Origin of the sequence: Actinomyces viscosus, assembly GCF_900637975.1 — a bacterium.
Taxonomy (GTDB): Bacteria; Actinomycetota; Actinomycetes; order Actinomycetales; family Actinomycetaceae; genus Actinomyces; species Actinomyces viscosus.
In genome coordinates this window covers 549,045-570,630 of the sequence record NZ_LR134477.1, presented here as the reverse complement: position 1 = coordinate 570,630, position 21,586 = coordinate 549,045, and the positions used below count along the sequence as shown (strand labels likewise).

Below are 21,586 nucleotides of genomic sequence, written 5' to 3'. Positions count from 1 at the left end.
CAGTCTCTCACGCTCTCTCAGCGCAGGGCACGGTTGAGGGCGGAGATGACGGCCTTGAAGGAGGAGGTCGTGATGGAGGGGTCGATGCCCACGCCCCACAGGACCTGACCGTCGACCTCGCACTCGACGTAGCTGGCGGCCTGGGCGTCGCGGCCCTCGCTCAGGGCGTGCTCGGCGTAGTCGAGGATCCGCACGCTCAAGCCTGTGCTCTCCAGGGCGGTGACGAAGGCGTCCAGGGGCCCGTTTCCGGTGGCGGTCAGGTGCTTCTCCTGGCCGTCGTCGACGAGGGTGATGGTGAGGGTGGAGTCCTCGTCGTCGCCGGTGGAGGTCAGGGTGGCCCCGCGCAGCTCGAAGCGGCCCCAGCGGCTGAGCTCGGCCTCGGGGGCGGCCGCGGCCGGCAGGTACTCGTCGGCGAAGATGGACCACAGGCGGGCGCCGTCGACCTCGCCGCCGTAGGTGTCGGTGTGGCGCTGGACGATGCGGGAGAACTCGATCTGCAGGCGGCGCGGCAGCTCGAGCTTGCGGGTGGTGCCCAGCAGGTAGGCCACGCCGCCCTTGCCGGACTGGGAGTTGACGCGCACGACCGCCTCGTAGGAGCGGCCCACGTCGTGGGGGTCGATGGGCAGGTAGGGCATGGACCAGGGCACGGCGATCTCGGCGTCGGCCTCGGAGCGGCCCTCGGCCTTCCTGGCGTCGACCTGGGTGGCGCGCGCGGCGAAGCCCTTCTTGATGGCGTCCTGGTGGGAGCCGGAGAAGGAGGTGTAGACGAGCTCACCGACGTAGGGGGTGCGCGGGGGCACGTCCATGCCGGTGGCCCGCTCCACGATACGGCGGACCTCGTCGATGTCGGACAGGTCGAGCATAGGGTCGACGCCCTGACTGAAGAGGTTGAGGGCCAGGGTCACCAGGTCCACGTTGCCGGTGCGCTCGCCGTGGCCGAACAGGCAGCCCTCGACGCGCTGGGCGCCGGCCATGAGGCCGAGCTCGGCGGCGGCCACGCCCGAGCCGCGGTCGTTGTGGTTATGCAGGGACAGGCACACGGCGTCGCGGTGGGGAAGGTTGCGGCTCATCCACTCGATCTGGTCGGCGTAGACGTTGGGGGTGGCGCGCTCGACGGTGGCGGGCAGGTTGAGGATGATCTCGCGGTCCCCCTCGGGCTCCCACACGTCCATGACGGCCCGGCAGACCTCGAGGCTGTACTCGAGCTCGGTGTCCACGAAGATCTCCGGGGAGTACTCGAAGCCGAAGACGGTGTCCTCGTCGAGCACCTTCTCGGCGCGGGCCATGATCTGGCGGGTGCCGTCGACGGCGAGCTCGCGGATCTGGTCACGGTCCATGCGGAAGACGACGTTGCGGAACAGGGGCGACAGGGCGTTGTAGAGATGGACGGTTGCCCGCGGAATGCCGACGCAGGCGTCCAGGGTACGGTCGATGAGCTCACCGCGCGACTGGGTGAGCACCGAGATGGTGACGTCCTCGGGGATCGCGCCGTCGTCAACCAGGGAGCGCACGAAGTCGTAGTCGGTCTGGGAGGCGGCCGGGAAGCCGATCTCGATCTCCTTGAAGCCCATGGACACCAGGAGGTCGAAGATGGCGCGCTTGGCCTGAGGGCCCATGGGCTCGATGAGGGACTGGTTGCCGTCGCGCAGGTCCGTGCTCAGCCAGCGGGGGGCGGCGGTGATGCGCTTGTCCGGCCAGGTGCGGTCGGGCAGGTCGATGCTGACGACGTCGAGGAAGGGCCGGTACTTGGCGAAGGGCATACCGGAGGGCTGCTGGGGGGCGGGACGGGCGTTGCGCATCGGGGTTCTCCTGGGATCAGGTGCTTCGCGGTTCCGACGGCGGTCCCGGTGGGAGCCCGGAGGGCTTCGGGGGAACTCTGGGAAGCAGAGAGGCGCGGTCGGGAACGTGGCCGAGCAGGACGAGTCAGCCGCGGTCGGGGTGCCGGCCTGTCAGGCCCCGCCGCGGCGACTAAGCAGGAGGCTCACCTGGAGGCCTGGAGTCGCTCGCACGGTGTAGACCCTACCCCGATGACGACCCGTCGTCAGGTAAGGCGGCCGCGCGGGACCGCTGTGTGAGACGGCCGACGAGGCGGTAGGCCACCGGGCAGCCCCTCCGAATCGACGAACACCAACACCACTATGTAGCATCTCTACTACATTCAGTTGCGCTTCTACTGAGGAGGGTTTGTGTGATGCCTCCAGTCATCATCACGGAGAACCTCGAGTTCTCCTATGGGGACGCCCCGGTCCTGCGCGGACTCGACCTGTCGATCGAGGCGGGCGAGGTCGTCTGCCTGCTCGGCCCCAACGGCGTGGGCAAGACGACCCTCGTGGAGAACCTACTGGGGTCCCTGACCCCGACGAGCGGCAGGGTGCGCGTGCTCGGCACCGACCCGCGCCGGGCGGGCGCCGACTTCTGGGCCAGGGTCGGACTGGTCCAGCAGAGCTGGACCGACCACGCCAAGTGGCGGGTGAGAGAGCAGCTGGAGTGGATCCGTTCGGTCCAGCTGACAGCGGCGAGACGGGTGAGCACTGTCGAGGAGGTGCTCGACGCCGTCGGGCTCAGTCAGAAGGCCGACTCGCGCCTGTCGAGGCTCTCCGGGGGACAGCGACGCACCATCGACTTCGCGGCCGCCCTCATGGCAGCACCCGAGCTCCTCGTGCTGGACGAGCCGACAACCGGCCTGGACCCGGCGTCGAAGGCGCGCCTGCACGACCTCATCCTGGCCCGGGTCGACGACGACGCCACCATTGTCATGACCACGCACGACCTGACCGAGGCCGAGCGTCTGGCCTCACGGGTGCTCATCATGAATGAGGGGCGGATCATCGCCGACGGCACGGTCACCGAGCTTCGTGAGCACCTCGACCGCGGCGCCGAGGTCACCTGGGTCCAGGACGGCGTCCGCCACGTCCACACCACCCACTCCCCCGAGCGCTTCGTCAAGGGACTCGACCTCGACGCCGTCACCGGGCTGACCATCACCCGTCCCACCCTGGAGGAGACCTACCTCTCCCTTGTCAGTAAGGAGCCCCGAGCATGAGCATCCGCACCGTCCAGGCCGTCCTGCGCGCGGCCTCCCGTCAGGCGGGCTCGGACCTGCGAGCCAGTCTTGTCGGAACGAGCGTCGCGCTGCTGATCGCCGCCACCTGCGTCATTGTGGTCGGCAGGCAGACCCAGACCACTACCGAGGCCCACGCGGCCTTCGGCCCGATGTTCATCGCCGGCAGCATCGGCACGATCAGCTGCTTCATCACCTTGCAGATCGCCAGCGAGACCTATAACGACCGCATCGGTGGCGCCCTGCTGCGGGTGCGTGTCCTGCCCCATGGCCCGCTGACGTGGGCGATTGGCAAGACGATGTCCTCGATCACCCAGACCGTCGTCTTCCAGGGAACCATTCTCCTCGGCGGGGCTCTCTTCGTTGAGGCCCTTCCCCTGAGCGCCTCGCAGGTGCTGGCCTGTCTGCCGCTCATCGTGCTGTCAGCCGTCGCGACGGCTCCGTTGGGTTTCCTCCTGGGCGCCTTCGTGCGCGGCCTCTACACCTTCATGATCACTTATCTACCCGCTTTCGCCCTGATCGGGACGAGCGGCTTCTTCATGCCCATGGACCGGCTCCCCCAGTGGGTTCAGGCGGTTCAGCTGGCGCTGCCCACGTACTGGTCGGGGCACCTGACCCGCTGGGCGCTGGTGGGCGACCCCTCGTGGGAGGTGGGCGGAGCCTTCTCCCCGGTGCTCGCCGTCGGGGTCCTGGTGGCCTGGACAGTCATCGGCTTCGCGGGGGCGTCGTTCATCGTGCGGCGCAGCTTCCGCAAGGAGACGATCGGTAGCCTGGCCCGCATGCAGTCCACCATCCGCTCCCAGACCGGCCTGTGACCATGTCCGACGACGTCGTCCACAACCGGATCGCGGTCCTGCGCGCCGACCGGCGGGTGAGCCGCCGCGAGCTCGCCGAGGCGCTCGGCGTCCACTACCAGACGGTGGGCTACCTCGAGCGCAGCGAGTACGCGCCCTCGCTGCACCTAGCCCTGCGCATCGCCCGCTACTTCGACGTGCCCGTGGAGTCGGTCTTCTCCCTCGAGGAGTTCCCCCGCCTCAGGTAACGCACCGGCATCCAACGCCGACAGGGACATCCTGCACGTAGGGGGACAGAAAAACCGTCCCCGTACGTGCAGGATGTCCCTGTATGTGTGATGGCGGCTGCCGGGCAGGTCCGGGCAGGAGCCGCCCGGCCTACAGGAGGCCCTCGGCCAGGTCGAGCGGGGTGCCGAAGCGGTGGCTGGTGATGGCCACGGCCTGCTCGCGCAGGAAGGGCAGCAGCTCGGAGTGCGGGCAGGCTGTCACGGCGCCCGTGTACAGGGCGACGTCGGGGCTCCCGCCGGTCACCCGGCTGGCGTAGCTCCAACGGGCGGCCGAGGTCTCCTCACGCGGGCCGATGAGGCGCACGCGCGTGCCCAGCCCGCCGGAGGCGGCCAGCTCGGCCAGGCGGATGTCCCAGGCACCCTGGTCCTCGATCGCCACCTGGACGCCGGCGGCCAGCAGCGCGTTCTGCAGCGGCTGGGGCAGACGGTCCGCCACCGACAGGCTGATGAAGCCGCCGGCGCGCACACCGGCCGCCATGACGCGCACGACGTCGGCCAGGGCGGTTCCCTGCCCGGCCCGCACGACGACGTCGACCGGGCGGTAGCGCAGGATGTTGCGCTCACAGACCAGCCCCGTCACGTCACGGTTCGCGCCATAGCCGGTCCTCCAGGCCGAGGCGTCGGCCACCAGGGCGCGGCGAAGCTCGGCCAGGTCCTCCTCGTCCAGCTGGCCGCTCACGGCGTCGCAGAGGCTGGCCACACGCGGGTCCAGGGCGGCGGTTCCCTGCTCACCCAGGCCACCGGCCTTCCCCTGACCCCGACCACGGGCGGGCTCGACCTCGCCCAGCCCCAGCAGGTAGGAGGGCCCGCCGGCCTTGGTCGTTGACCCGATGGCCGAGCGCTTCCAGCCGCCGAAGGGCTGGCGGCGCACGATGGCGCCGGTGATGCCGCGGTTGACGTAGAGGTTTCCGGCCTGGACGCCCTCGAGCCAGATGGCCAGCTCGGTGGCGTCCAGGGTCTGGAGCCCAGAGGTGAGCCCGTAGTCGACGGCGTTGACCGCCTCGATGGCCTCCTCAAGCGTGTCCACGCGCATGACGCCGATGACGGGGGCGAAGTACTCGGTGAGGTGGAACTCGCTGCCGGGCACGACCCCGGCCCGGATTCCGGGCGTCCACAGCCCGTCACCCAGGTAGCGGGGCTTGAGGACCCAGTGCTCGCCCGCCCCCAGAGTGGTCAGGCCGCGCACGGCCTTCTCGTCGTCGGGCACGACGACGGGCCCCATCTGGGAGTCCAGGGACAGCGGCAGGCGCACCCGCAGGGAGGCGGTGGCGTCCACAAGCTGGCGGGCGATGCGCTCGGAGCTGCCGGCCGAGGCGACCAGGACCAGCAGGGAGGAGGCCGAGCACTTCTGTCCGGCGTGGGCGAAGGCCGAGTAGACGGCGTCGCGCACGGCGATGTCGGGGTCGGCCGAGGGGGTGACGATGATGGCGTTCTTGCCGCTGGTCTCCCCCAACAGGTGCATGTCCGGCTTCCAGGAGCGGAAGAGGCGGGCGGTGTCGTAGGAGCCGGTGAGGACCACCCGGTCGACGTCCCTGTGGGTCACCAGGTGGCGTGAGACCTCACCATCCTCCAGCGGGGCGAGCACCACGAGGTCGTCGGGGATCCCGGCGTCGTGGAAGGCGCGCACGAGCTCGGCGGCGCAGCGCCGGGCGGGCGGGGCGGGCTTGAGGATGACGGCGCTGCCGGCCGCCAGGGCCGCGGCCACGCCCCCGGTGGGGATGGCCAGCGGGAAGTTCCAGGGCGAGGCGACCACGGTGACGTCCACCGGGGCGAAGCGCGCCCCGACCATGTAGTCGTCATCGTGCAGGAGCAGGGAGGACTCGGCGTAGTGGTGGCAGAAGTCGATGGCCTCGCTGACCTCAGGGTCGGACTGGTCGATGGTCTTGCCGGCCTCGGAGCCGGCGACCTCGATGAGCTCGGCGCGCCGGGCGGCCAGCACGTCCCCGACCCGGTGCAGGGCGGCGGCCCGCTCGGCCGGTTCCAGGGACTGCCAGACCTCGGCGGCCTCGGCGGTGACGGCCACGAGGGCGTCGACCTCGGCGTTCGTGGCCAGGCGGGCGGCCCCGGCCTCCACCTCGGCCATGCCCCGCGTGGAGTCCGGGATGGCGGCGGCGATGTCGCGGGCCCACTGGCGGTTGGCGGCCAGGGCCGGGTCGGAGTCGGGCTCGGAGGCGAAGGGCCGCCTGGCGCGCTCCTCCAGGGTCCCGGACTCCTCGGGGATGCCGGCCTCCCGCTCGGCCAGGCGGTCCTGGGTGCGGTTGGGGGCCGGTACGGGGGCGTCCGGGTCGAGGTCGGCCAGGGCGGCCAGGAAGCGGTCGCGCTCGCGGTTGAAGACCGCCTTGTCGTCGGCCAGGTCGAAGACGTCGGACATGAAGTTCTCGGGCGCCGCGTTCTCCTCCAGGCGGCGCACCAGGTAGGAGATGGCGACGTCGAACTCGCCGGGGTCGACGACGGGCACGTACAGCAGCAGGTGCCCGGTCTCGCGGCGCACGACCTCCTGGATGTCAGTGGCCATCCCCGAGAGCATCTCGAACTCGACATCGTCCTCGACGCCTCGCGCAGCGCGCAGCTCGTAGGCGAAGGCGATGTCGAACAGGTTCTGACCGGCCACGCCCAGGCGGATCGCGCGGGTGCGCTCGGGGGTCATCGCCCAGGAGAGCATGCGCTTGTAGTTGGTGTCGGTGGCCTGCTTGGAGGGCCAGGTGGTCAGCTCCCAGCCGTGGATCTCGGCGTCGACCTTCTCCATGGACAGGTTGGCGCCCTTGACGATGCGGACCTTGATGCGCGAGCCGCCCACGGCCACGCGCCGGGAGGCCCACTCCTGGAGGCGCTGCATGGCGCCCAGGGAGTCCGGTAGGTAGGCCTGCAGGACGATGCCGGCCTCATAGCCGCGCATGTCCTCCTGGTCCAGGATCGCGGTGAAGACGGCGATGGTCAGGTCCAGGTCCTTGTAGTCCTCCATGTCCAGGTTGAGGAAGGTGCCGTGGTCTCGGGCCAGCCGGTAGAGGGGCAGAAGGGCCTCGACGCCGTGGGCGACGACCTCCTCGAAGCCCCAGGGGTTGTGCGGTCCGGTGACGGCGGAGACCTTGACCGAGACGTAGTCGACGTCGTCGCGGGTGACGAGTCGGGAGACCTCGGCCAGGCGGCGGGCGGCCTCCTTCTCCCCAAGGACGGCCTCACCCAGGAGGTTGACGTTGAGACGGTTGCCGCCCTTGCGCAGGCGGGCCAGCGCCGGGCCGAGTCCCTTGTCGGTGGCGTCGACGACGAGGTCGCCGACGATCTCCCGGAAGACCCGCCTGGCGACGGCGGTGACGGTGCGCGGGGCGAGGCGGGAGGCGGCCGAACCCAGGCCCATGGCCCCGGCCAGGGCGGGCGGCAGGAAGTCGGTGCGGCCAGTGGACAGGCGCTTGAGGGCGTCACTGGCGACGTCGAGGTCCGTGGGGCGCACGACGTCGTCGACGAAGCGCGTGGTGAAGGTCAGGCCCTCGGGGTCGGCGAGGATCCGGGACAGGAGCCTGGCCGAGCGGGGCGTGGGCTCGGAGGCCGACTCGTCAGCCCACCGGCGCGCTCGGGCGACGGCCCGCTCCCCCAGCTCCCACAGGTCGTCAGGGCAGCGGCGGCTCGTGGCGCCGGCGTCGGTGCGTTGGGGCGGGCTGGGAACGGCGGTGTTCGTCATGCGTGGGCCTCCGGGCTCTGGTCGGTATCAGACACACATAGTGTGCGGTACAACACCCCTTGAGCGCGACCGATTCGGAGGACAGGTCGACGGCGTTTCGCAAGACACCTAAGTCCTATGCCAGTGCTGAGCCTTTCCTGTACCGCGGCCGCTCCTGGTCCCGGCGCCTGATCGAGTCGGGAAGGCAAGGCCCTAGAAGCCGAGCCGGGCCAGTGCCTTGGGATCGGACTGCCAGTCCTTGGCGGTGCGCACGTGCAGGTCGAGGTAGACCTTGCGGCCCAGCAGCTCCTCGATGCCCTTGCGGGCGTTGACGCCCACCTCCTTGAGGCGCCGGCCGCCCCTGCCGATGATGATGGCCTTCTGGGAGTCGCGCTCGACGACGAGGCTCACGCGCACCTGCAGGCGACCTCCCACCCCCTTGATGCGGCCGACCTCGCGCTCGTCGTCGGGGTCGGCGATCTCGTCGACGACGACGGCCAGGGAGTGGGGCAGCTCGTCGCGCACGCCCTCCAGGGCGGCCTCGCGCACGAGCTCGGCGATCATGACCTGCTGGGGCTCGTCGGTGATCTCGCCGGTGGGGTACAGCGGCGGGGACAGCGGCATGTGCTTCAGCAGGACCTCCTCCAGGACGTCGATCTGCTCGTCGCGCTTGGCCGAGACCGGGACGATGTCGGCCCAGTCCCCCAGCTCGCCCACGGCCAGGAGCTGGGCGGCCAGGGCCTCGCGGCTGACGGTGTCGGCCTTGGTGACCACGGCGACGATCGGGGTGCGCAGCTCGGCGAGGTCCCGGGTGATGAAGCGGTCGCCCGGGCCGATCTTCTCGTTGGCGGGGATGCAGAAGACGACGACGTCGACGTCGGTGAGGGTCTCGCGCACAAGGTCGTTGAGTCGCTTGCCCAGCAGGGTGCGGGGGCGGTGGAGGCCGGGGGTGTCGACCAGGACGATCTGGGCCTTGTCCTTGTGGATGACGCCGCGCACGTTGTGGCGGGTGGTCTGGGGGCGCCCGGAGGTGATGGCGATCTTGGTGCCGACCATGGCGTTGGTGAGGGTGGACTTGCCGGCGTTGGGGCGACCCACGATGCATGCGAAGCCGGCTCGGTAGTCCTCGGGGAAGTCGGGGACGACGATCTCGACCCGGGCGGAGTCCTCCTCGGCGTCCTCCTCGCCCTCATTGAGGATCGGGAAGCCGTCGGCGTCCAGAGAGGCAGCGGCGTCGGAGTCGTCGGGCTCATCACCGGCCTCGGCGTCCTCGGTCTCGTCCTCGTCATCGACCTCCTCCTCATCGGGATCGGTCAACGGGTTGGGGCCGTCCATGAGCTCGGCGTCGGTGGGGAAGCGGAAGCCGGCCGGGGCGGGTCCGGGGGCCGGCATGTCGAGGGGCTCGGCGGAGCTGTCGGTGCGGTCGGTGCTGTCAGTCATCGGTGTCCTTGTCTGAAGCGGGTGTGCGGGAGGCGAGAATGGTGGCGACCTGGCGGCGGCGGCCGGCGGTCTCCTCGGCCAGGAGGTGGACGCCCTGGATGTCGCCGGCGGCGCCGGGCAGGGGGACGCGGCCGATGGCCTTGGTGAGCAGGCCGCCGGCGGTGTCGACGTCGTCGTCGTCGATCTCGAGGTCGAAGAGCTCGCCGAGCTCGTCCAGGGCGAGTCGGGCGGGGACGCGGTAGGTGCCGGGGGTGACCTCGACGACCTCGGGCAGCTCGGGGTCGTGCTCGTCGGTGAGCTCGCCGACGACCTCCTCCAGAAGGTCCTCCATGGTGACCAGGCCGGCGGTGCCGCCGTACTCATCGACGGCCAGGGCCATGTGGAAGCGGCCGGTCTGCATCTCGCGCAGGAGGTCGTCGGCGGGCTTCGTCTCGGGGACGTACTCGGCGTCGCGCACGAAGGCGGCCACGGCGAGCCCCTCGTGCTCGGGGTGGGCGGCCAGGCGGCGCAGGACGTCCTTGAGGTAGAGGATGCCGCGCACGTCGTCGGCGTCCTCCCCGATGACGGGCACGCGCGAGTAGCCGGAGCGGATGAACAGGCGCATGGCGGCGGAGGCGGGCTTGTGGGCGTCGATGGTGACCATGTCGGTGCGCGGGACCATGACCTCGCGCACGAGGGTCTGGCCGAGCTCGACCACCGAGCGCATCATCTCGCGGTCCTCGTCCTCGATGGTGTCGGTCTCGCCGATCTCGTCGATCATCTCGCGCAGGTCCTCGTTGACGGCCTCGCGGGTCTCGGCGTCGGTGGGTGCGGCCTCGGTGCGGCGGGTGCGTGAGACGAGGCGGCGCTGCGGGGTGCCCAGGACGTCGACCCAGGTGAGCAGGCGGCCCAGGGCCAGGAGGGTGCCGGCGGGGTTGCGCCGCCCGTAGCTGCGCGGGGAGAAGCCGACGACGACGCCCAGCAGGATGATGTTGGCCAGCAGCGCCAGGGCCAGGACCTGCCACCAGGTGCGCACGAGCCCGGAGGCGGCCAGGGTGATGAGGACGGCGGCGAGCATGTCGACGGCGACGCGGGCGACGCTGAGCGAGGCCAGGACCTGGGTGCGGTGCTCGGCGAGGTGACGCACGCGGGCGGCGCCGCGGCGGCCCTCCTCGATGAGGTCGTCAGCGGCGGCGCGGGTGAAGCGCAGCAGGGCGGACTCGCCGGCGGACAGCAGGGCACCCAGGGCCAGGACGATCACCGCGCAGGCGATGAGCGCGGCGGTGGGGATACCGGTCACGCGGGCCTCACTTGCCGCGCTCGGCGAGGAAGGTCAGCAGGAGGCGGCGCTGGAGGTCGAACATCTCCTTCTTCTCCTCGGGCTCGGCGTGGTCGTAGCCCAGGAGGTGGAGGATGCCGTGGACGGTGAGCAGGAGCATCTCCTCGATGGCCGAGTGGCCTGCGGCCAGGGCCTGCTTGGCGGCAACCTGCGGGCACAGGACGATGTCGCCGAGGGTCCCTGCGGGGGTGGGCGAGTCGGCCGAGCCGGGGCGCAGCTCGTCCATGGGGAAGCTCATGACGTCGGTAGGGCCGGGCAGGTCGAGCCAGCGCACATGGAGCTCTTCCATGGGCTCGGGGTCGATGAACATGATGTTGAGCTCGGCGGCGGGGCTGACGTGCATAGCGGTCAGGACGTGGTCGGCGAGGTCCGCGAACTCGGCGGCGTCGATGACGGTGGTGGTCTCGTTGATGACCTCAGTGGTCATGCGGGTTCCTCTCCGAGTGGGGCCGGGCGGGGCGGTTGCTGCTCCCCCGACGGTACTGGCTGTCCCGGCCGTTGCGGTTACCGGAACCGGCGGGTCGGGCGGCGGCCGCCTGCGCAGCGGTCTCGGCGTCGTGACGGGCGTAGGCCTCGATGATGCGGCCCACGAGGCGGTGGCGCACGACGTCGGCAGCGCCGAGCTCGCAGAAGCTGATGCCCTCGACGCCGGCGAGGATCCTGCGTACGACGATGAGGCCGGACTCGCGTCCGCCGGGCAGGTCGACCTGGGAGATGTCCCCGGTGACGACCATGCGCGAGCCGAAGCCGAGGCGGGTGAGGAACATCTTCATCTGCTCGGGGCTGGTGTTCTGGGCCTCGTCGAGGATGACGAAGGCGTCGTTGAGGGTGCGTCCGCGCATGTAGGCCAGGGGCGCGACCTCGATGGTGCCGGCGGCCATGAGGCGGGGCAGGGCCTCGGGCTCGAGCATGTCGTGAAGGGCGTCGTAGAGGGGCCGCAGGTAGGGGTCGATCTTGTCGGTGAGGCTGCCGGGCAGGAAGCCGAGGTTCTCGCCGGCCTCGACGGCGGGGCGGGTGAGGATGATGCGCGAGACGCGCTTGCGGGCCAGGGCGTCGACGGCCTTGGCCATGGCCAGGTAGGTCTTGCCGGTGCCGGCGGGGCCGATGCCGAAGGTGATGGTGGATTCCTCGATGGCGTCGGTGTAGGCCTTCTGGCCCAGCGACTTGGGCCGGATGGTGCGGCCGTGGGAGGTGAGGATGTCGTCGGTGAGGACGTCGGTGGGGCGGGCGGCGGCCTCCAGCAGGCCGATGGCGCGCTCAACGGCGTCAGCGGTCAGGGGCGTGCCGGTGCGGGCGACGTCGATGAGCTCGGACAGGAGGACAACGACGGTGTCGACGCGGACGGCGGGGCCGGTGACGGTGACCGCGGTGCCGCGCACGTGGATGTCGACATCGGTGAAGCCCTTCTCGATGGCGCGCAGCACCTCGTCCCGGGCGCCCAGCAGGGTCACGGGGGCGACGTCCTCGGGCAGGGTGAGGGTGCGGACCACCTCGGCGTCGGGATCGGAAGAGGCAAGTTGACCGGTGGATGAGCCCGCGGATGAGACGGTTGGGGCTGTAGAGCCTACCTGTCCTGAAGAACTGGTAGTTGAGGAGGTCATCGCCGGCGAACCGGCTGCTGCGGTGGGCGGTGTCGTCATCACTGCCGATTCTAGATGATTGGCCCCAGAGACGCCGAGGGCACATCGCCCTGGGCAGGCTCACAGAATGCCGCGGTGCATCATTTGCACCTGCCAGGCCGATCGACATTTTTCCAGCTCAGCTCTCCAGTCCGATGCCTGCGCCTCGGATCGGCTAGTGTTGTCCTGTAGTCGGCCCTGGGCGCCGTATCGCGGGCGCGGCCCGTACCCGTAACGTCTTTCGAGGATTCATATGACTGACTACCTCACCCTTGGAAATGACGGCCGGCTCGTAGGCCGCGAAGGTAAGACTCTGGAGCTCAAGCGGGATCTCAGCTCATCTGCGGGGCCGCTACGCACCATCACAGCCTTCGCCAACTCCGCGGGTGGTCGCCTCGTCGTTGGCGTCGACGACGACGGCACCGTCATCGGTGTTGAGGACCCGCTAGCCGAGGAGGAGCGCATCGCCAGTCTCATCGATGATTGGATCTCACCCCAGCTGGTTCCCGCCATCGATCTGGTCACGCTCGGCAGTAAGACCGTTCTCGTCGTCGACGTTCCACTGAGCACCCGGCGCCCCCACTACATCACTCGGCAGGGTCCTGAGACCGGCGTCTACGTACGACTCGGATCCACCACTCGCCAGGCTGATCCGGCGCTGGTCGCCGAGCTAGAGCGTAATGCCCGCGGCATTGCCTTCGAGAACCTGCCTGAGCCGCGTGCCGCACTGGCGGACCTGGATCTGACCGTTCTGTCTGAGCTCCGTGGCCGCACCACCAACATGGATGATCTTCTGGCACTCGGGCTTGCCGTCAGACAAGGCGATCAGAGCGTCCCAACCTACGCGGGGCTCCTCGCCGCATGTCCCGATCCCACACGCTTCCTTCCCTCTGCCTGGGTGCAGTGCGGCCGATTGCGCGGTCCGCACGGCACTGACATCTTCGACCAGGTTGAGATCCACGGTCCGATACCGTTGGCCGTTGACCAGGCTGTCGAGTTCCTGCTGAAGCACGCGTACAAGACCGCTGTTTTCGGAGAAGTGCGCCGTCGAGACGTCTACTCCATCCCTGTTGAACCGATCCGCGAGGTCATCGTCAACGCTCTGGTGCACGCCTCTTATGCCGAACCTGGGACTCCCATCCGTATCGGTTTCTACGATGACCGCATCCAGGTCGACAGCCCGGGGCTGCTCGTTCCAGGCATGACCATCGACACTATGCGGCGCGTATCCCGTCTGCGCAACCCTGCGCTGGCACGCATCTTCCGCGAAGCCGGGATCATGGAGCAGTGGGGCACGGGCATCCAGCGCGTCTTCGAGCAGGTGGCCCAGGCTGGTCTGCCCGAACCTGTCATCGAGGAGATCGTCGACCGCGTGCGGGTGACGATCCACGTGTCCAACCACAACCCTGCCGATGCCGGAGAGCATGGTGAGGCACTAAGTCGAGGCACAAAGTCGGACCATGACGGAGCACCAAGGCACCAAGTCGAGGCACTAAGTCGCGACGCCAAGGCACTAAGTCGAGGCACTAAGTCGGAGCACCAAGTCGGAGCACCAAGCACACCGACTGCCGCCCTGACGCCGGACGGGCTGACGGTTCTCCGTCAAATGGAGACGACGGCAGCAAGCAGAGCAGAGATCATGAACGCGCTGGGCATTACGAACCAGACGCGCGCATTCCAGCGCCATGTCGAACCACTGATCGAGGCCGGGCTCGTTGAACGAACGATCCCGGACAAGCCCACAAGTCGTCTCCAGCGTTACCGGATCACCGACGCTGGACGCACCTATCTCAACAACCTTCCCGGAGACGCAGAATGAGCACCATTCTCCGGCGGAGGAGGTTCACTCCACGGCGCCGCAAGAATGGATTATTCTACACCATTGTCACTTGGATCTTTCTAGCCATCATTGCCTACACAGCACTCAGCGCACTATGGGGAAATGGACATGGCTGGAGTCGCATTCTCGCAGGGTGGTACATTGGTGCGACTCACGATCCACTGGACCGCATCAAAGTCACTTTGACGGCTTTAGGTGGCGTCGGCGCAGTCGGCTATCTGGTCATCAAGTACCGCGAACGCTCAGCACTCGAGCGTGGAGAGGCAGACGATAAATTTGTGCGTGCAGTCCAGCAACTGGGCGACGCTTCACCACAGGTGCGAATCGCCGGAGTTTATGCGCTGGCCGACGTGGCCGACACCTACGAAGGCCCGTACCACCAACGCGTCGTCGACATTCTCTGCGGCTACCTGCGCACTGATCGACTCCTCAAAGATGCAAACGGAGAGACACGGTACGCAACCAACAAAGACGGAACCTCCGATCACGACAAACCCCTCAGCGCAGATAGAGCCGTCGAGTCCACAATTCTCTCGGTCCTAGCAAAACACCTCAAAACAGTTTCCGAGAATAGTTTTGATAACATAACCACCCCCGGCCCATGGAGTCACTGCACCCTTAACCTTCATGGAACCACCCTGACAGAGTCAATTCACTTTACAGGATCACATATTGGGGCACTTAATGCAGAAAGTCTCAAATTAACAGGATGCGCCACTTTTCAAGATTCCATCTTTACAAATCCTGTAGTTTTCACAAATTCCATTTTTACTCAAGATGTAGATTTTAGTTGTGTAAGATTTGCTCGGCGAGCAGTTTTTAGCAGCGTCACCTTCATGAAGAAGATTAACTTCACTGGCACTCACTTTTCAAACGTTTACTTCGATGGTGCTACGTTTGAACACAGAACTCTTTTTACTCTAACCACATTCACAGCCGAAGCCATTTTCGACAACCTTAATTGTAGGCAAGAAATTCACTTTAATGATCTCGACTTTCTGGGATTTGTAAGTTTTAACGGAGCAACCTTTCATCGCTTTGTTGACTTTATGGGTGTTAAATTTAATGAGGAGACTAATTTAGAATGCATAACCTTCAAACATGATGCGCAATTTTTGGGTACCACTTTCATGGGGAGAACTAGGTTCTCGAATTCAGGATTTGACGGTGTCGCTGACTTTACTGGAGCCACCTTCAAAGAGGCTAGCAGTTTCACCAACGTAACCTTCGGCGGTCCCACATCCTTCTGGGGTGTCACTTTCGCGCAAGAATGCATCTTCCATAAGGCCAAACTTAAACGCAGTATCAGTTTCAGAAGAAGTTCATTACCTCATGATATAAGTTTTATGGGGGCGCTTTTTCTATGTGATGTCGATTTTTGGGGAGCCAAACTTAGAAACAGACCTAAACACGATGGGTGCGACTATTTCTTGGGTACTAGTTTTAATTCTAGCCCGAGCGTGAGTCTATACTTTCCCGACATCATAAATATTAACGATAAAGGGCTCCCTGAAGGAGCAAAATGGGTTCCTGAGCCATCAAACGATCACCATCGCAAGGGTCCCACCGACGAGCAGCGCCAGCCCGATGAGGTAACGCCTGCTGACAGCCTCCCGCAAGACAAGGGCCGAGAACAGCACAGTAACGAGCACGCTCAGCTTGTCGATGGGGACGACCACGCTAGCGGGGCCGTCCTGGAGGGCCCGGTAGTAGCAGAGCCAGGAGGCGCACGTAGCAGCCCCGGAGGCCAGGACGAAGCCGAGCTCCCCACGCGGGACACTGCGAACCTCGTGGAGCTTCCCGGTGACGGCGACCATCACCCAGGCCATCACCAGGACCACCCCGGTACGGATCGCGGTACCGAGGTTCGACTCCACCCCAGTGATACCGGCCTTGCCAAGGATCGCGGTGAGTGCGGCGAAGAAGGCTGAACCGAGCGCATAAAGCAGCCATCCACCGCCGTCGCGCACCGCACGGGGCAGGCCGCGCAGGTCATCGGCGTCGAGCATCAGCAGCGTCCCCACCGTGATGAGCACGACTCCGAGCGCCCCGATGAGGCTCACCCTCTCCCCCAGGAAGATGAGGGCGAGCAGCACCGTCAACACGGTGCTCAGCTTGTCGATCGGGACCACCTTACTGACGCTGCCGAGCTGGAGCGCCTTGAAGTAGCACAGCCACGAGGCACCGGTCGCCAGCCCGGAGAGCACCAGCAGCCCGGTGCTGCGAGCGTCGAGGTGCGTGAGATCAGCCTGCGAGCCGACGATGAACACCATGCCCCAGGCGCCAGCCAGCACCACGAAGGTGCGCAGCGCCGTGGCCACGGTCGAGTCGGTGGTGCGGATCCCCTCCTTGGCCAGGACGGCAGTGATGCCGGCAAAAAGTGCAGAGCCGCAGGCGAAGACGATCCACATAAGGCAACCCTAACCCCACCTGGAACCAGGTGGCGGGCACGAGGACCCACAGTCCTCGTGCCCGCCGTTACCATCCAATCCCTGATCAGCGGGTCCTACGCGGCACGGTGGAGGCCGCAACTCCCAGGACCACCAGGCCGAAGCAGACCAGGTAGGCCAGGTATCGGAAGAAATCATCGGACGGATCGCTGGCCGTGGTCAGCTCGGTGACGGCGTCGACCGCCCAGCTCATGGGCAGCACGTCGCCGACCACCTCCAGGGCGCGCGGCAGCTGGTCGCGGCTCACCAGCAGCCCGCACAGGAACATCTGGGGCGCGATGACCACGGGCATGAACTGGACGGCCTGGAACTCGGTGCGAGCGAAGGCCGACACCAGCAGCCCCAGGGACACCCCGACGAAGGCGTCGACCAGGGCGGTGAGCACCACCCACCCCCAGGCGGCGGAGATGTCCACGTCCAGCCCCCATGCGGCCACGGCGCACAGGATGAGGGACTGGATGACGGCGGTCAGCGCGAAGGCGGTGGCGTAGCCGAACAGGAGGTCGGCCCGGTGGATCGGCGTGGTCCACAACCGCTCCAGCGTGCCGCCGACGCGCTCGCGCAGCATGGCCACGCTGGTGACCAGGAACATGACGACCATCGGCAGGATCGCCATCATGGAGACGGCGATGTGGTTGAACAGCAGGTCCGCGCCGGGGTAGTCGCGGTAGACGAAGTACAGCAGGGTCAGCAGCGCCGCGGGCACGACCGCGATGAGGCCAACCGTACGCCGGTCGGCACGCAGCTGGGTGAGGATGCGGCGGGTGGTGGCCAGGTAGGTGCGCAGGTTCATCAGTGCTGCCCTCCCTTCTGCGCAGGCGAGGTCTCGGAGTCGGCGATGACGGCCAGGAAGGCTGCGTCCACGGTGTCCGCCCCGGTGCTGGCCAGGAGGTCTGCGGCAGTGGTGGTAGCCAGGATGCGGCCCTGGCGCATGAGGAGGACCTGGTCGCAGCGGAAGGCCTCGTCCATGACGTGGCTGGAGACCAGGAGGGTGGCGCCGCGCTCGGCCAGGGCGTGGAAGGTGGACCACAGCTCCTCACGGGTGACGGGGTCCAGGCCGACGGTCGGCTCATCCATGACGAGCAGGTCGGGGTCAGCCACGAGCGCGCAGGCCAGACTCACCCGCCCGGCCTCCCCTCCGGAGTAGGTGGCCACAGGTCGGTCGGCCAGGGCGCTCAGCCCGACGACGTCGAGGACCTCATCCAGGTCACGGGCCCGGCTGCCGGCCAGGGAGGCGAAGTAGCGCAGGTTCTGGCGGGCGGTCAGGTCGGTATAGACGGCCTGGTCCTGGGTGACGTAGCCGACCCGGTCGCGCACGGCTGCGGCGCCGGGGGCGTGCCCGAGGACCTCAACCCGGCCGCGGTAGCGCTGGACGCCGACGATGGTGCGCATGAGGGTGGTCTTGCCGCAGCCCGAGGGGCCGAGCAGGCCGGTGATGGTGCCGGGCTCCAGGTTCAGGTCAAGACCGTGGAGGATCTCCTTGCGTCCGCGGGTCACGCGCAGGTCCGTCGTGGTGACGGCCGGCGACGTGGGCCTCGCGGGAGTGCTGGTCTTCCGGGCTGAGTCGTGCGACTGGTTGCCGGCCCCCGACTCCCGGGGCGCGTCTCCTTCATCGCTTTTCATCATGCGATGAATATAGATCTGTGACGTCTCGCTGTCCAGAGGGTCGCGTAGACCCGGCTCCGACTGCGCAAGCGAAGCCGCCAGCGGGCGCCGCAGGAGCAAGAGGGGCGGAAAACTGTCCAAACGGGACGACTTTGACGGAGCGCTCAGCCAAGGCGTTTCGCATCTGCGCTGGTCAGAGCGTTTTGAGGTGAATCAGCGCTGGAAAAGCGGCTTCAAAGTCGTCCCATATGGACAAAATCCGACCCGGAAACCGCGGTGGGAACGGGACTCAGACGGGATCGGCGACGTCTGGTAGGTCACCGACGGCGTAGCGCTGGATGGTGGGGCCGACGAGTGCGGCAACGGCCTCGGCGTCGAGCCCGGCGATGTGATCCATCCGGGCCACCCACCGGGTCATCCCCAGCCCGATGACCTGGCTGGCGATGAGCTGGGCGCGCAGCTCGGGTCGATCAGGACAGAAGCGCGTGACGATGGGCTGAAGGATGCCGGTGGCGATGAAGTCCCGAAAGGGACTGACGTTGCCGCCCTGGCCGAGTATGCCGTGGATGAGGGCGGTGAAGCGGTCGGCGCCGGCCTCGTCCCACAGGGTGATGAAGGACCGCACGATCCCCTCCCCCAGTCTCTCCGGCTCCAGCTCGGTGATCGCGGCGGCCCGCCCCATCAGGTCGGCCTGCACACCGGCGAACGGCTCGATGATGGCCTTGGCGAAGAGCATGGCCCGATCCGGGAAGTAGTGGTGGACCAGGGCCGGGTCAACCCCGGCGTCGCGCGCGATACCGCGCAGGGAGGCCTGGTAGCCGTCACGGGCGAAGGCGGCGCGGGCCGCCGCCAGGATGGCCTCGCGCGTGTCCGGGCTCCCCGCCGGCCGCCGCCCCCGCGGGCTCATCGCTCACTCGTCTCGCTCATGGACAGAGCATGCCCGCGATCCGCCCCGTTGGGAAGCAGACGCGCGACGCCTCGTATGCGCAACGCGGCCCGCCGCTCGCAGGCAGACGACGCCAGCTTCAAGGCTTCTAGGGCCTCTCTGCGCGTCCTACCTGATGTAGTCGACCAGCCATTCGCGCACGTTCTGAAGGACGGGTTCCTCCACGACTCCGATCTTCTTGGTGAGACGCTGACGTGAGATCGTGCGAACCTGTTCGGTCATGGCAAACGACCGTTGTTTCATTCTTACTCCCGCATTGAGCTCCACGTGATTCGGCCAGCCCCGATCCTTCGTTGTCACAGGGACCACAACGACAAGCGTCGTCACCGTTGTATGGAATCGTTCATTCGACACAACGAGAACCGGACGACGCCCGGATTGCTCTCGCCCGACAGCCGGATCGGGAAGCGCCCACCACACCTCACCCGAATCAACTGGAACTGCTAGCTCCATGCCTCAGACTCCCACTCGCGGAGCTCCTCGAAGTAGGTTTCATCCGGCGGATTGACCTCCATCGCGCGCCGCACCGCCGCGAAGCGCCGCTCGCGTGCGGCTTCCTCAAGCAGCTCCTTGAGCGCGGCATCCATGGTCACCCCACGCTCTGACGCCAGGGCCCGCAAGCCGTCCCTCGTGCTGCGCTCCACCTTGATCGTCGTCATGCCACTCATACTTCAAGTATGAACAACGATCATACTCTTGTGAAGTCGGAGCGTCCGTCTCCGGTGGATCCGTGCCATCTGACCTCGCAGGAATCCAGTAACCATCACACTCACGAAACACCTATATCGAAGGGCAGAAAACCGGGGCGCGGTTCGGGAGGAAGGCCGAATCGTCCCGTCGGCGTCGAGAGATCGGCGGGGCTCGCATGGGCCCGCACGCCTCACTCCCACAGGCCGCTGCTGTGGGCGAGGACCGCCAGAGCCACCGGGCCGGCGGACGCAGTACGCATGACGTGGGGGCCGAGCCGCACCGTCGTCGCACCGGCAGCCTCCAGGGCCGCGGTCTCCTCGGGAGTGATGCCGCCCTCGGGCCCCACGACGACAGCCATCACCCGCGGCGCAGCCCCCGACGCTGGCAGGCGCACCGCCTCCATCGCGGTGCTGATGGGCGTGCGCGCCTCCTCGTGCAGGACCAGCACCACTCCCCCGGCCCGGACCGTCTGCCCCACCCAGTCGACCAGTGCCCGGGTGTCCCGGACCGCCTCAACCTCGGGCACGCGAACCCGTCGGGACTGCTTGGCCGCCTGGAGGGCGGTGGCCTGCCAGCGCTGACGTCCCTTGGTCTGCTTGGCACCCTGCCACACGGAAACGCAGCGCTCGGACTGCCAAGGCAGCACGAGCTCTACCCCGACCTCGGTCGCGGTCTCAACGGCCTGCTCATCTCGCCCGCCCTTGGCCAGGGCCTGGATAAGGGTGAGCCTCAGCGGCGGCGCCGGCTCCTCGACGCGTTCCAGGACCCGCACGGCCAGACGGTCCTTGGCCCCGCCGACACCGGCCCCCGTCACCTCGCACACCAAACGCAGGCCGGCACCGTCAACGAGGTCCACACGCTCCTGGCTCCGCAGGCGCTTAACGGTCACGGCATGACGGGCCTCGGGCCCGGTGAGCATGAGAATGCTGCCGGCCGTGGCCGACGCGGCGGCGTCGGCGGGCTCGATGGTCTCGGACGTGAACAGGAAGACGGGTGCGGTCACGCCCCCAGCCTACGGGCGGTGTCGAACCGGTGGCCGCAGGCGGTGCTAGCGTCAGCAGACATGACCGAGCCCTCAGCGCCCTCAGCCGCCTCCACCTCCCCGCAGTCCTCGCCCGCCCCGGCACCGGCCTACGCCACCGCCCTCACCGTGGAGGACTTCCGCCGAAACCTGGCGGCCATCCGCGCCCGGATCGATGCCGCTGCCGAGCGCTCGGGCCGTGACGCCACCGAGATCCGCCTGCTGCCGGTCTCCAAGACGGTTCCCGAGGAGCGCCTGCGCACCGCCTTCGCCGCGGGCATCACCCAGATGGGTGAGAACAAGGTGCAGGAGGCCCAGCGCAAGAGCGAGAACCTCGCGGACCTGGGCATCTCCTGGTCCGTCATCGGGCACCTGCAGACCAACAAGGCCAAGAACGTGGCCGCCTTCGCCGACGAGTTCCAGGCTCTGGACTCCCTGCGCCTGGCCGAGGCCCTCGACCGGCGTCTGCAGGCCGCCGGGCGCTCCCTGGACGTCTACGTGCAGGTCAACTCCTCGGGCGAGCCCAGCAAGTTCGGGCTGGAACCGGCCGACGTCGCCGCCTTCCTCGCCGCACTGCCGGCCTACTCCTCACTGCGGGTGCGCGGGCTCATGACCCTGGCGGCCCACACCGACGACACGGCGCGGGTACGCGAGTGCTTCCGCGTCATGCGCCAGCTGCGCGACGCCGGCCTCCAGGCCGGCACCGTCGGTGACGGCCTGCTGTCGATGGGGATGAGCGGGGACTTCGAAGCGGCGATCGAGGGCGGCTCCACCTGCGTGCGGGTGGGCCAGGCAATCTTCGGGGCCCGGGCCACCCCGGACTCCCACTACTGGCCCGAGTCCCCTGCGGCCCGGTAGTC

18 protein-coding genes and 1 pseudogene are annotated in these 21,586 nt (G+C 67.8%); 6 read left to right on the top strand and 13 right to left on the bottom strand.

Annotation, left to right across the window (positions count from 1 at the left end; all coding sequences use genetic code 11):
- Positions 1–17: 17 nt before the first annotated feature.
- Entirely contained in the window at positions 18–1,799 is a 1,782-nt protein-coding gene (gene leuA, locus EL340_RS02545) for a 2-isopropylmalate synthase (RefSeq protein ID WP_126413278.1), read from the bottom strand.
- Positions 1,800–2,191: 392 nt separating this feature from the next.
- Between leuA and EL340_RS02540 the strand changes: the two genes are divergently transcribed.
- The 3 genes from EL340_RS02540 to EL340_RS02530 are packed head-to-tail and all read left to right on the top strand — an operon-like array spanning position 2,192 to position 4,103.
- A complete protein-coding gene (locus tag EL340_RS02540) occupies positions 2,192–3,043 on the top strand; it encodes an ABC transporter ATP-binding protein (protein WP_126415278.1) in 852 nt (283 codons plus the stop codon).
- Positions 3,040–3,876: an ABC transporter permease gene (locus EL340_RS02535; protein WP_126413277.1), complete on the top strand. Its 837-nt coding sequence runs from the start codon at positions 3,040–3,042 to the stop codon at positions 3,874–3,876. Before EL340_RS02540 ends, EL340_RS02535 begins: the two co-directional genes overlap by 4 nt.
- A gap of 2 nt (positions 3,877–3,878) precedes the next feature.
- Positions 3,879–4,103, top strand: coding sequence for a helix-turn-helix transcriptional regulator (locus EL340_RS02530; protein WP_164719411.1), 225 nt, complete (start codon positions 3,879–3,881; stop codon positions 4,101–4,103).
- A 130-nt stretch (positions 4,104–4,233) separates the two neighbouring features.
- Here the strand turns inward: EL340_RS02530 and EL340_RS02525 are convergent, their stop codons facing one another.
- The 5 genes from EL340_RS02525 to EL340_RS02505 form a co-directional block, all read right to left on the bottom strand.
- Complete coding sequence (locus tag EL340_RS02525) at positions 4,234–7,818, bottom strand: proline dehydrogenase family protein (RefSeq protein ID WP_126413275.1); 3,585 nt, start codon at positions 7,816–7,818, stop codon at positions 4,234–4,236.
- Between the two features lie 192 nt (positions 7,819–8,010).
- Positions 8,011–9,237, bottom strand: a complete 1,227-nt coding sequence (gene era, locus EL340_RS02520; RefSeq protein WP_126413274.1) for a GTPase Era — start codon at positions 9,235–9,237, stop codon at positions 8,011–8,013.
- Positions 9,230–10,516 (bottom strand): hemolysin family protein, encoded by a 1,287-nt coding sequence (locus tag EL340_RS02515; RefSeq protein WP_126413273.1) that lies wholly within the window; start codon positions 10,514–10,516, stop codon positions 9,230–9,232. Before EL340_RS02515 ends, era begins: the two co-directional genes overlap by 8 nt.
- Positions 10,517–10,523: 7 nt before the next feature.
- Positions 10,524–10,982, bottom strand: coding sequence for an rRNA maturation RNase YbeY (gene ybeY, locus EL340_RS02510; RefSeq protein WP_075376916.1), 459 nt, complete (start codon positions 10,980–10,982; stop codon positions 10,524–10,526).
- A complete protein-coding gene (locus EL340_RS02505) occupies positions 10,972–12,195 on the bottom strand; it encodes a PhoH family protein (RefSeq protein ID WP_425331247.1) in 1,224 nt (407 codons plus the stop codon). The genes ybeY and EL340_RS02505 overlap by 11 nt, the downstream gene beginning before the upstream one ends.
- 232 nt (positions 12,196–12,427) lie before the next feature.
- Between EL340_RS02505 and EL340_RS02500 the strand changes: the two genes are divergently transcribed.
- Positions 12,428–13,993 carry an AlbA family DNA-binding domain-containing protein gene (locus EL340_RS02500; protein ID WP_126413271.1) on the top strand — a complete coding sequence of 522 codons (1,566 nt, stop codon included), beginning with the start codon at positions 12,428–12,430 and terminating at the stop codon, positions 13,991–13,993.
- Positions 13,990–15,291, top strand: a pseudogene (locus EL340_RS15870) (pentapeptide repeat-containing protein); the annotation flags it as partial. The gene EL340_RS02500 and the pseudogene EL340_RS15870, both read left to right, overlap by 4 nt.
- 261 nt (positions 15,292–15,552) lie before the next feature.
- Here the strand turns inward: EL340_RS15870 and EL340_RS02490 are convergent.
- The 7 genes from EL340_RS02490 to EL340_RS02460 form a co-directional block, all read right to left on the bottom strand.
- A complete protein-coding gene (locus EL340_RS02490; RefSeq protein ID WP_126413269.1) occupies positions 15,553–16,425 on the bottom strand; it encodes an EamA family transporter in 873 nt (290 codons plus the stop codon).
- An 85-nt stretch (positions 16,426–16,510) separates the two neighbouring features.
- Positions 16,511–17,257, bottom strand: coding sequence for an ABC transporter permease (locus tag EL340_RS02485; protein ID WP_126413268.1), 747 nt, complete (start codon positions 17,255–17,257; stop codon positions 16,511–16,513).
- Complete coding sequence (locus tag EL340_RS02480) at positions 17,257–18,090, bottom strand: ABC transporter ATP-binding protein (protein WP_232023191.1); 834 nt, start codon at positions 18,088–18,090, stop codon at positions 17,257–17,259. Before EL340_RS02480 ends, EL340_RS02485 begins: the two co-directional genes overlap by 1 nt.
- Positions 18,091–18,358: 268 nt before the next feature.
- Entirely contained in the window at positions 18,359–18,976 is a 618-nt protein-coding gene (locus tag EL340_RS02475; RefSeq protein ID WP_126413267.1) for a TetR/AcrR family transcriptional regulator, read from the bottom strand.
- Positions 18,977–19,123: 147 nt separating this feature from the next.
- The gene (locus EL340_RS02470) at positions 19,124–19,468 is read right to left on the bottom strand and encodes a type II toxin-antitoxin system PemK/MazF family toxin (protein ID WP_126413266.1); all 345 of its coding nucleotides are present in this window, start codon (positions 19,466–19,468) and stop codon (positions 19,124–19,126) included.
- Positions 19,459–19,674: a hypothetical protein gene (locus EL340_RS02465; RefSeq protein WP_232023190.1), complete on the bottom strand. Its 216-nt coding sequence runs from the start codon at positions 19,672–19,674 to the stop codon at positions 19,459–19,461. The genes EL340_RS02470 and EL340_RS02465 overlap by 10 nt, the downstream gene beginning before the upstream one ends.
- A gap of 221 nt (positions 19,675–19,895) precedes the next feature.
- Positions 19,896–20,708 carry a 16S rRNA (uracil(1498)-N(3))-methyltransferase gene (locus EL340_RS02460; protein ID WP_126413265.1) on the bottom strand — a complete coding sequence of 271 codons (813 nt, stop codon included), beginning with the start codon at positions 20,706–20,708 and terminating at the stop codon, positions 19,896–19,898.
- A 60-nt stretch (positions 20,709–20,768) separates the two neighbouring features.
- On the opposite strand from EL340_RS02460, the gene EL340_RS02455 reads away from it, so the two are divergent.
- A complete protein-coding gene (locus tag EL340_RS02455; RefSeq protein WP_126413264.1) occupies positions 20,769–21,584 on the top strand; it encodes a YggS family pyridoxal phosphate-dependent enzyme in 816 nt (271 codons plus the stop codon).
- The last annotated feature ends 2 nt before the right edge of the window (positions 21,585–21,586 follow it).

Excerpts from the sequence above, each read along its gene's own strand:
- leuA (WP_126413278.1), bottom strand. The coding sequence starts at position 1,799 with ATGCGCAACGCCCGTCCCGCCCCCCAGCAGCCCTCCGGTATGCCCTTC.
- EL340_RS02540 (WP_126415278.1), top strand. The coding sequence starts at position 2,192 with ATGCCTCCAGTCATCATCACGGAGAACCTCGAGTTCTCCTATGGGGAC.
- EL340_RS02535 (WP_126413277.1), top strand. The coding sequence starts at position 3,040 with ATGAGCATCCGCACCGTCCAGGCCGTCCTGCGCGCGGCCTCCCGTCAG.
- EL340_RS02530 (WP_164719411.1), top strand. The coding sequence starts at position 3,879 with ATGTCCGACGACGTCGTCCACAACCGGATCGCGGTCCTGCGCGCCGAC.
- EL340_RS02525 (WP_126413275.1), bottom strand. The coding sequence starts at position 7,818 with ATGACGAACACCGCCGTTCCCAGCCCGCCCCAACGCACCGACGCCGGC.
- era (WP_126413274.1), bottom strand. The coding sequence starts at position 9,237 with ATGACTGACAGCACCGACCGCACCGACAGCTCCGCCGAGCCCCTCGAC.
- ybeY (WP_075376916.1), bottom strand. The coding sequence starts at position 10,982 with ATGACCACTGAGGTCATCAACGAGACCACCACCGTCATCGACGCCGCC.
- EL340_RS02505 (WP_425331247.1), bottom strand. The coding sequence starts at position 12,195 with ATGACGACACCGCCCACCGCAGCAGCCGGTTCGCCGGCGATGACCTCC.
- EL340_RS02500 (WP_126413271.1), top strand. The coding sequence starts at position 12,428 with ATGACTGACTACCTCACCCTTGGAAATGACGGCCGGCTCGTAGGCCGC.
- EL340_RS02490 (WP_126413269.1), bottom strand. The coding sequence starts at position 16,425 with ATGTGGATCGTCTTCGCCTGCGGCTCTGCACTTTTTGCCGGCATCACT.
- EL340_RS02485 (WP_126413268.1), bottom strand. The coding sequence starts at position 17,257 with ATGAACCTGCGCACCTACCTGGCCACCACCCGCCGCATCCTCACCCAG.
- EL340_RS02480 (WP_232023191.1), bottom strand. The coding sequence starts at position 18,090 with ATGATGAAAAGCGATGAAGGAGACGCGCCCCGGGAGTCGGGGGCCGGC.
- EL340_RS02475 (WP_126413267.1), bottom strand. The coding sequence starts at position 18,976 with ATGAGCCCGCGGGGGCGGCGGCCGGCGGGGAGCCCGGACACGCGCGAG.
- EL340_RS02470 (WP_126413266.1), bottom strand. The coding sequence starts at position 19,468 with ATGGAGCTAGCAGTTCCAGTTGATTCGGGTGAGGTGTGGTGGGCGCTT.
- EL340_RS02465 (WP_232023190.1), bottom strand. The coding sequence starts at position 19,674 with ATGACGACGATCAAGGTGGAGCGCAGCACGAGGGACGGCTTGCGGGCC.
- EL340_RS02455 (WP_126413264.1), top strand. The coding sequence starts at position 20,769 with ATGACCGAGCCCTCAGCGCCCTCAGCCGCCTCCACCTCCCCGCAGTCC.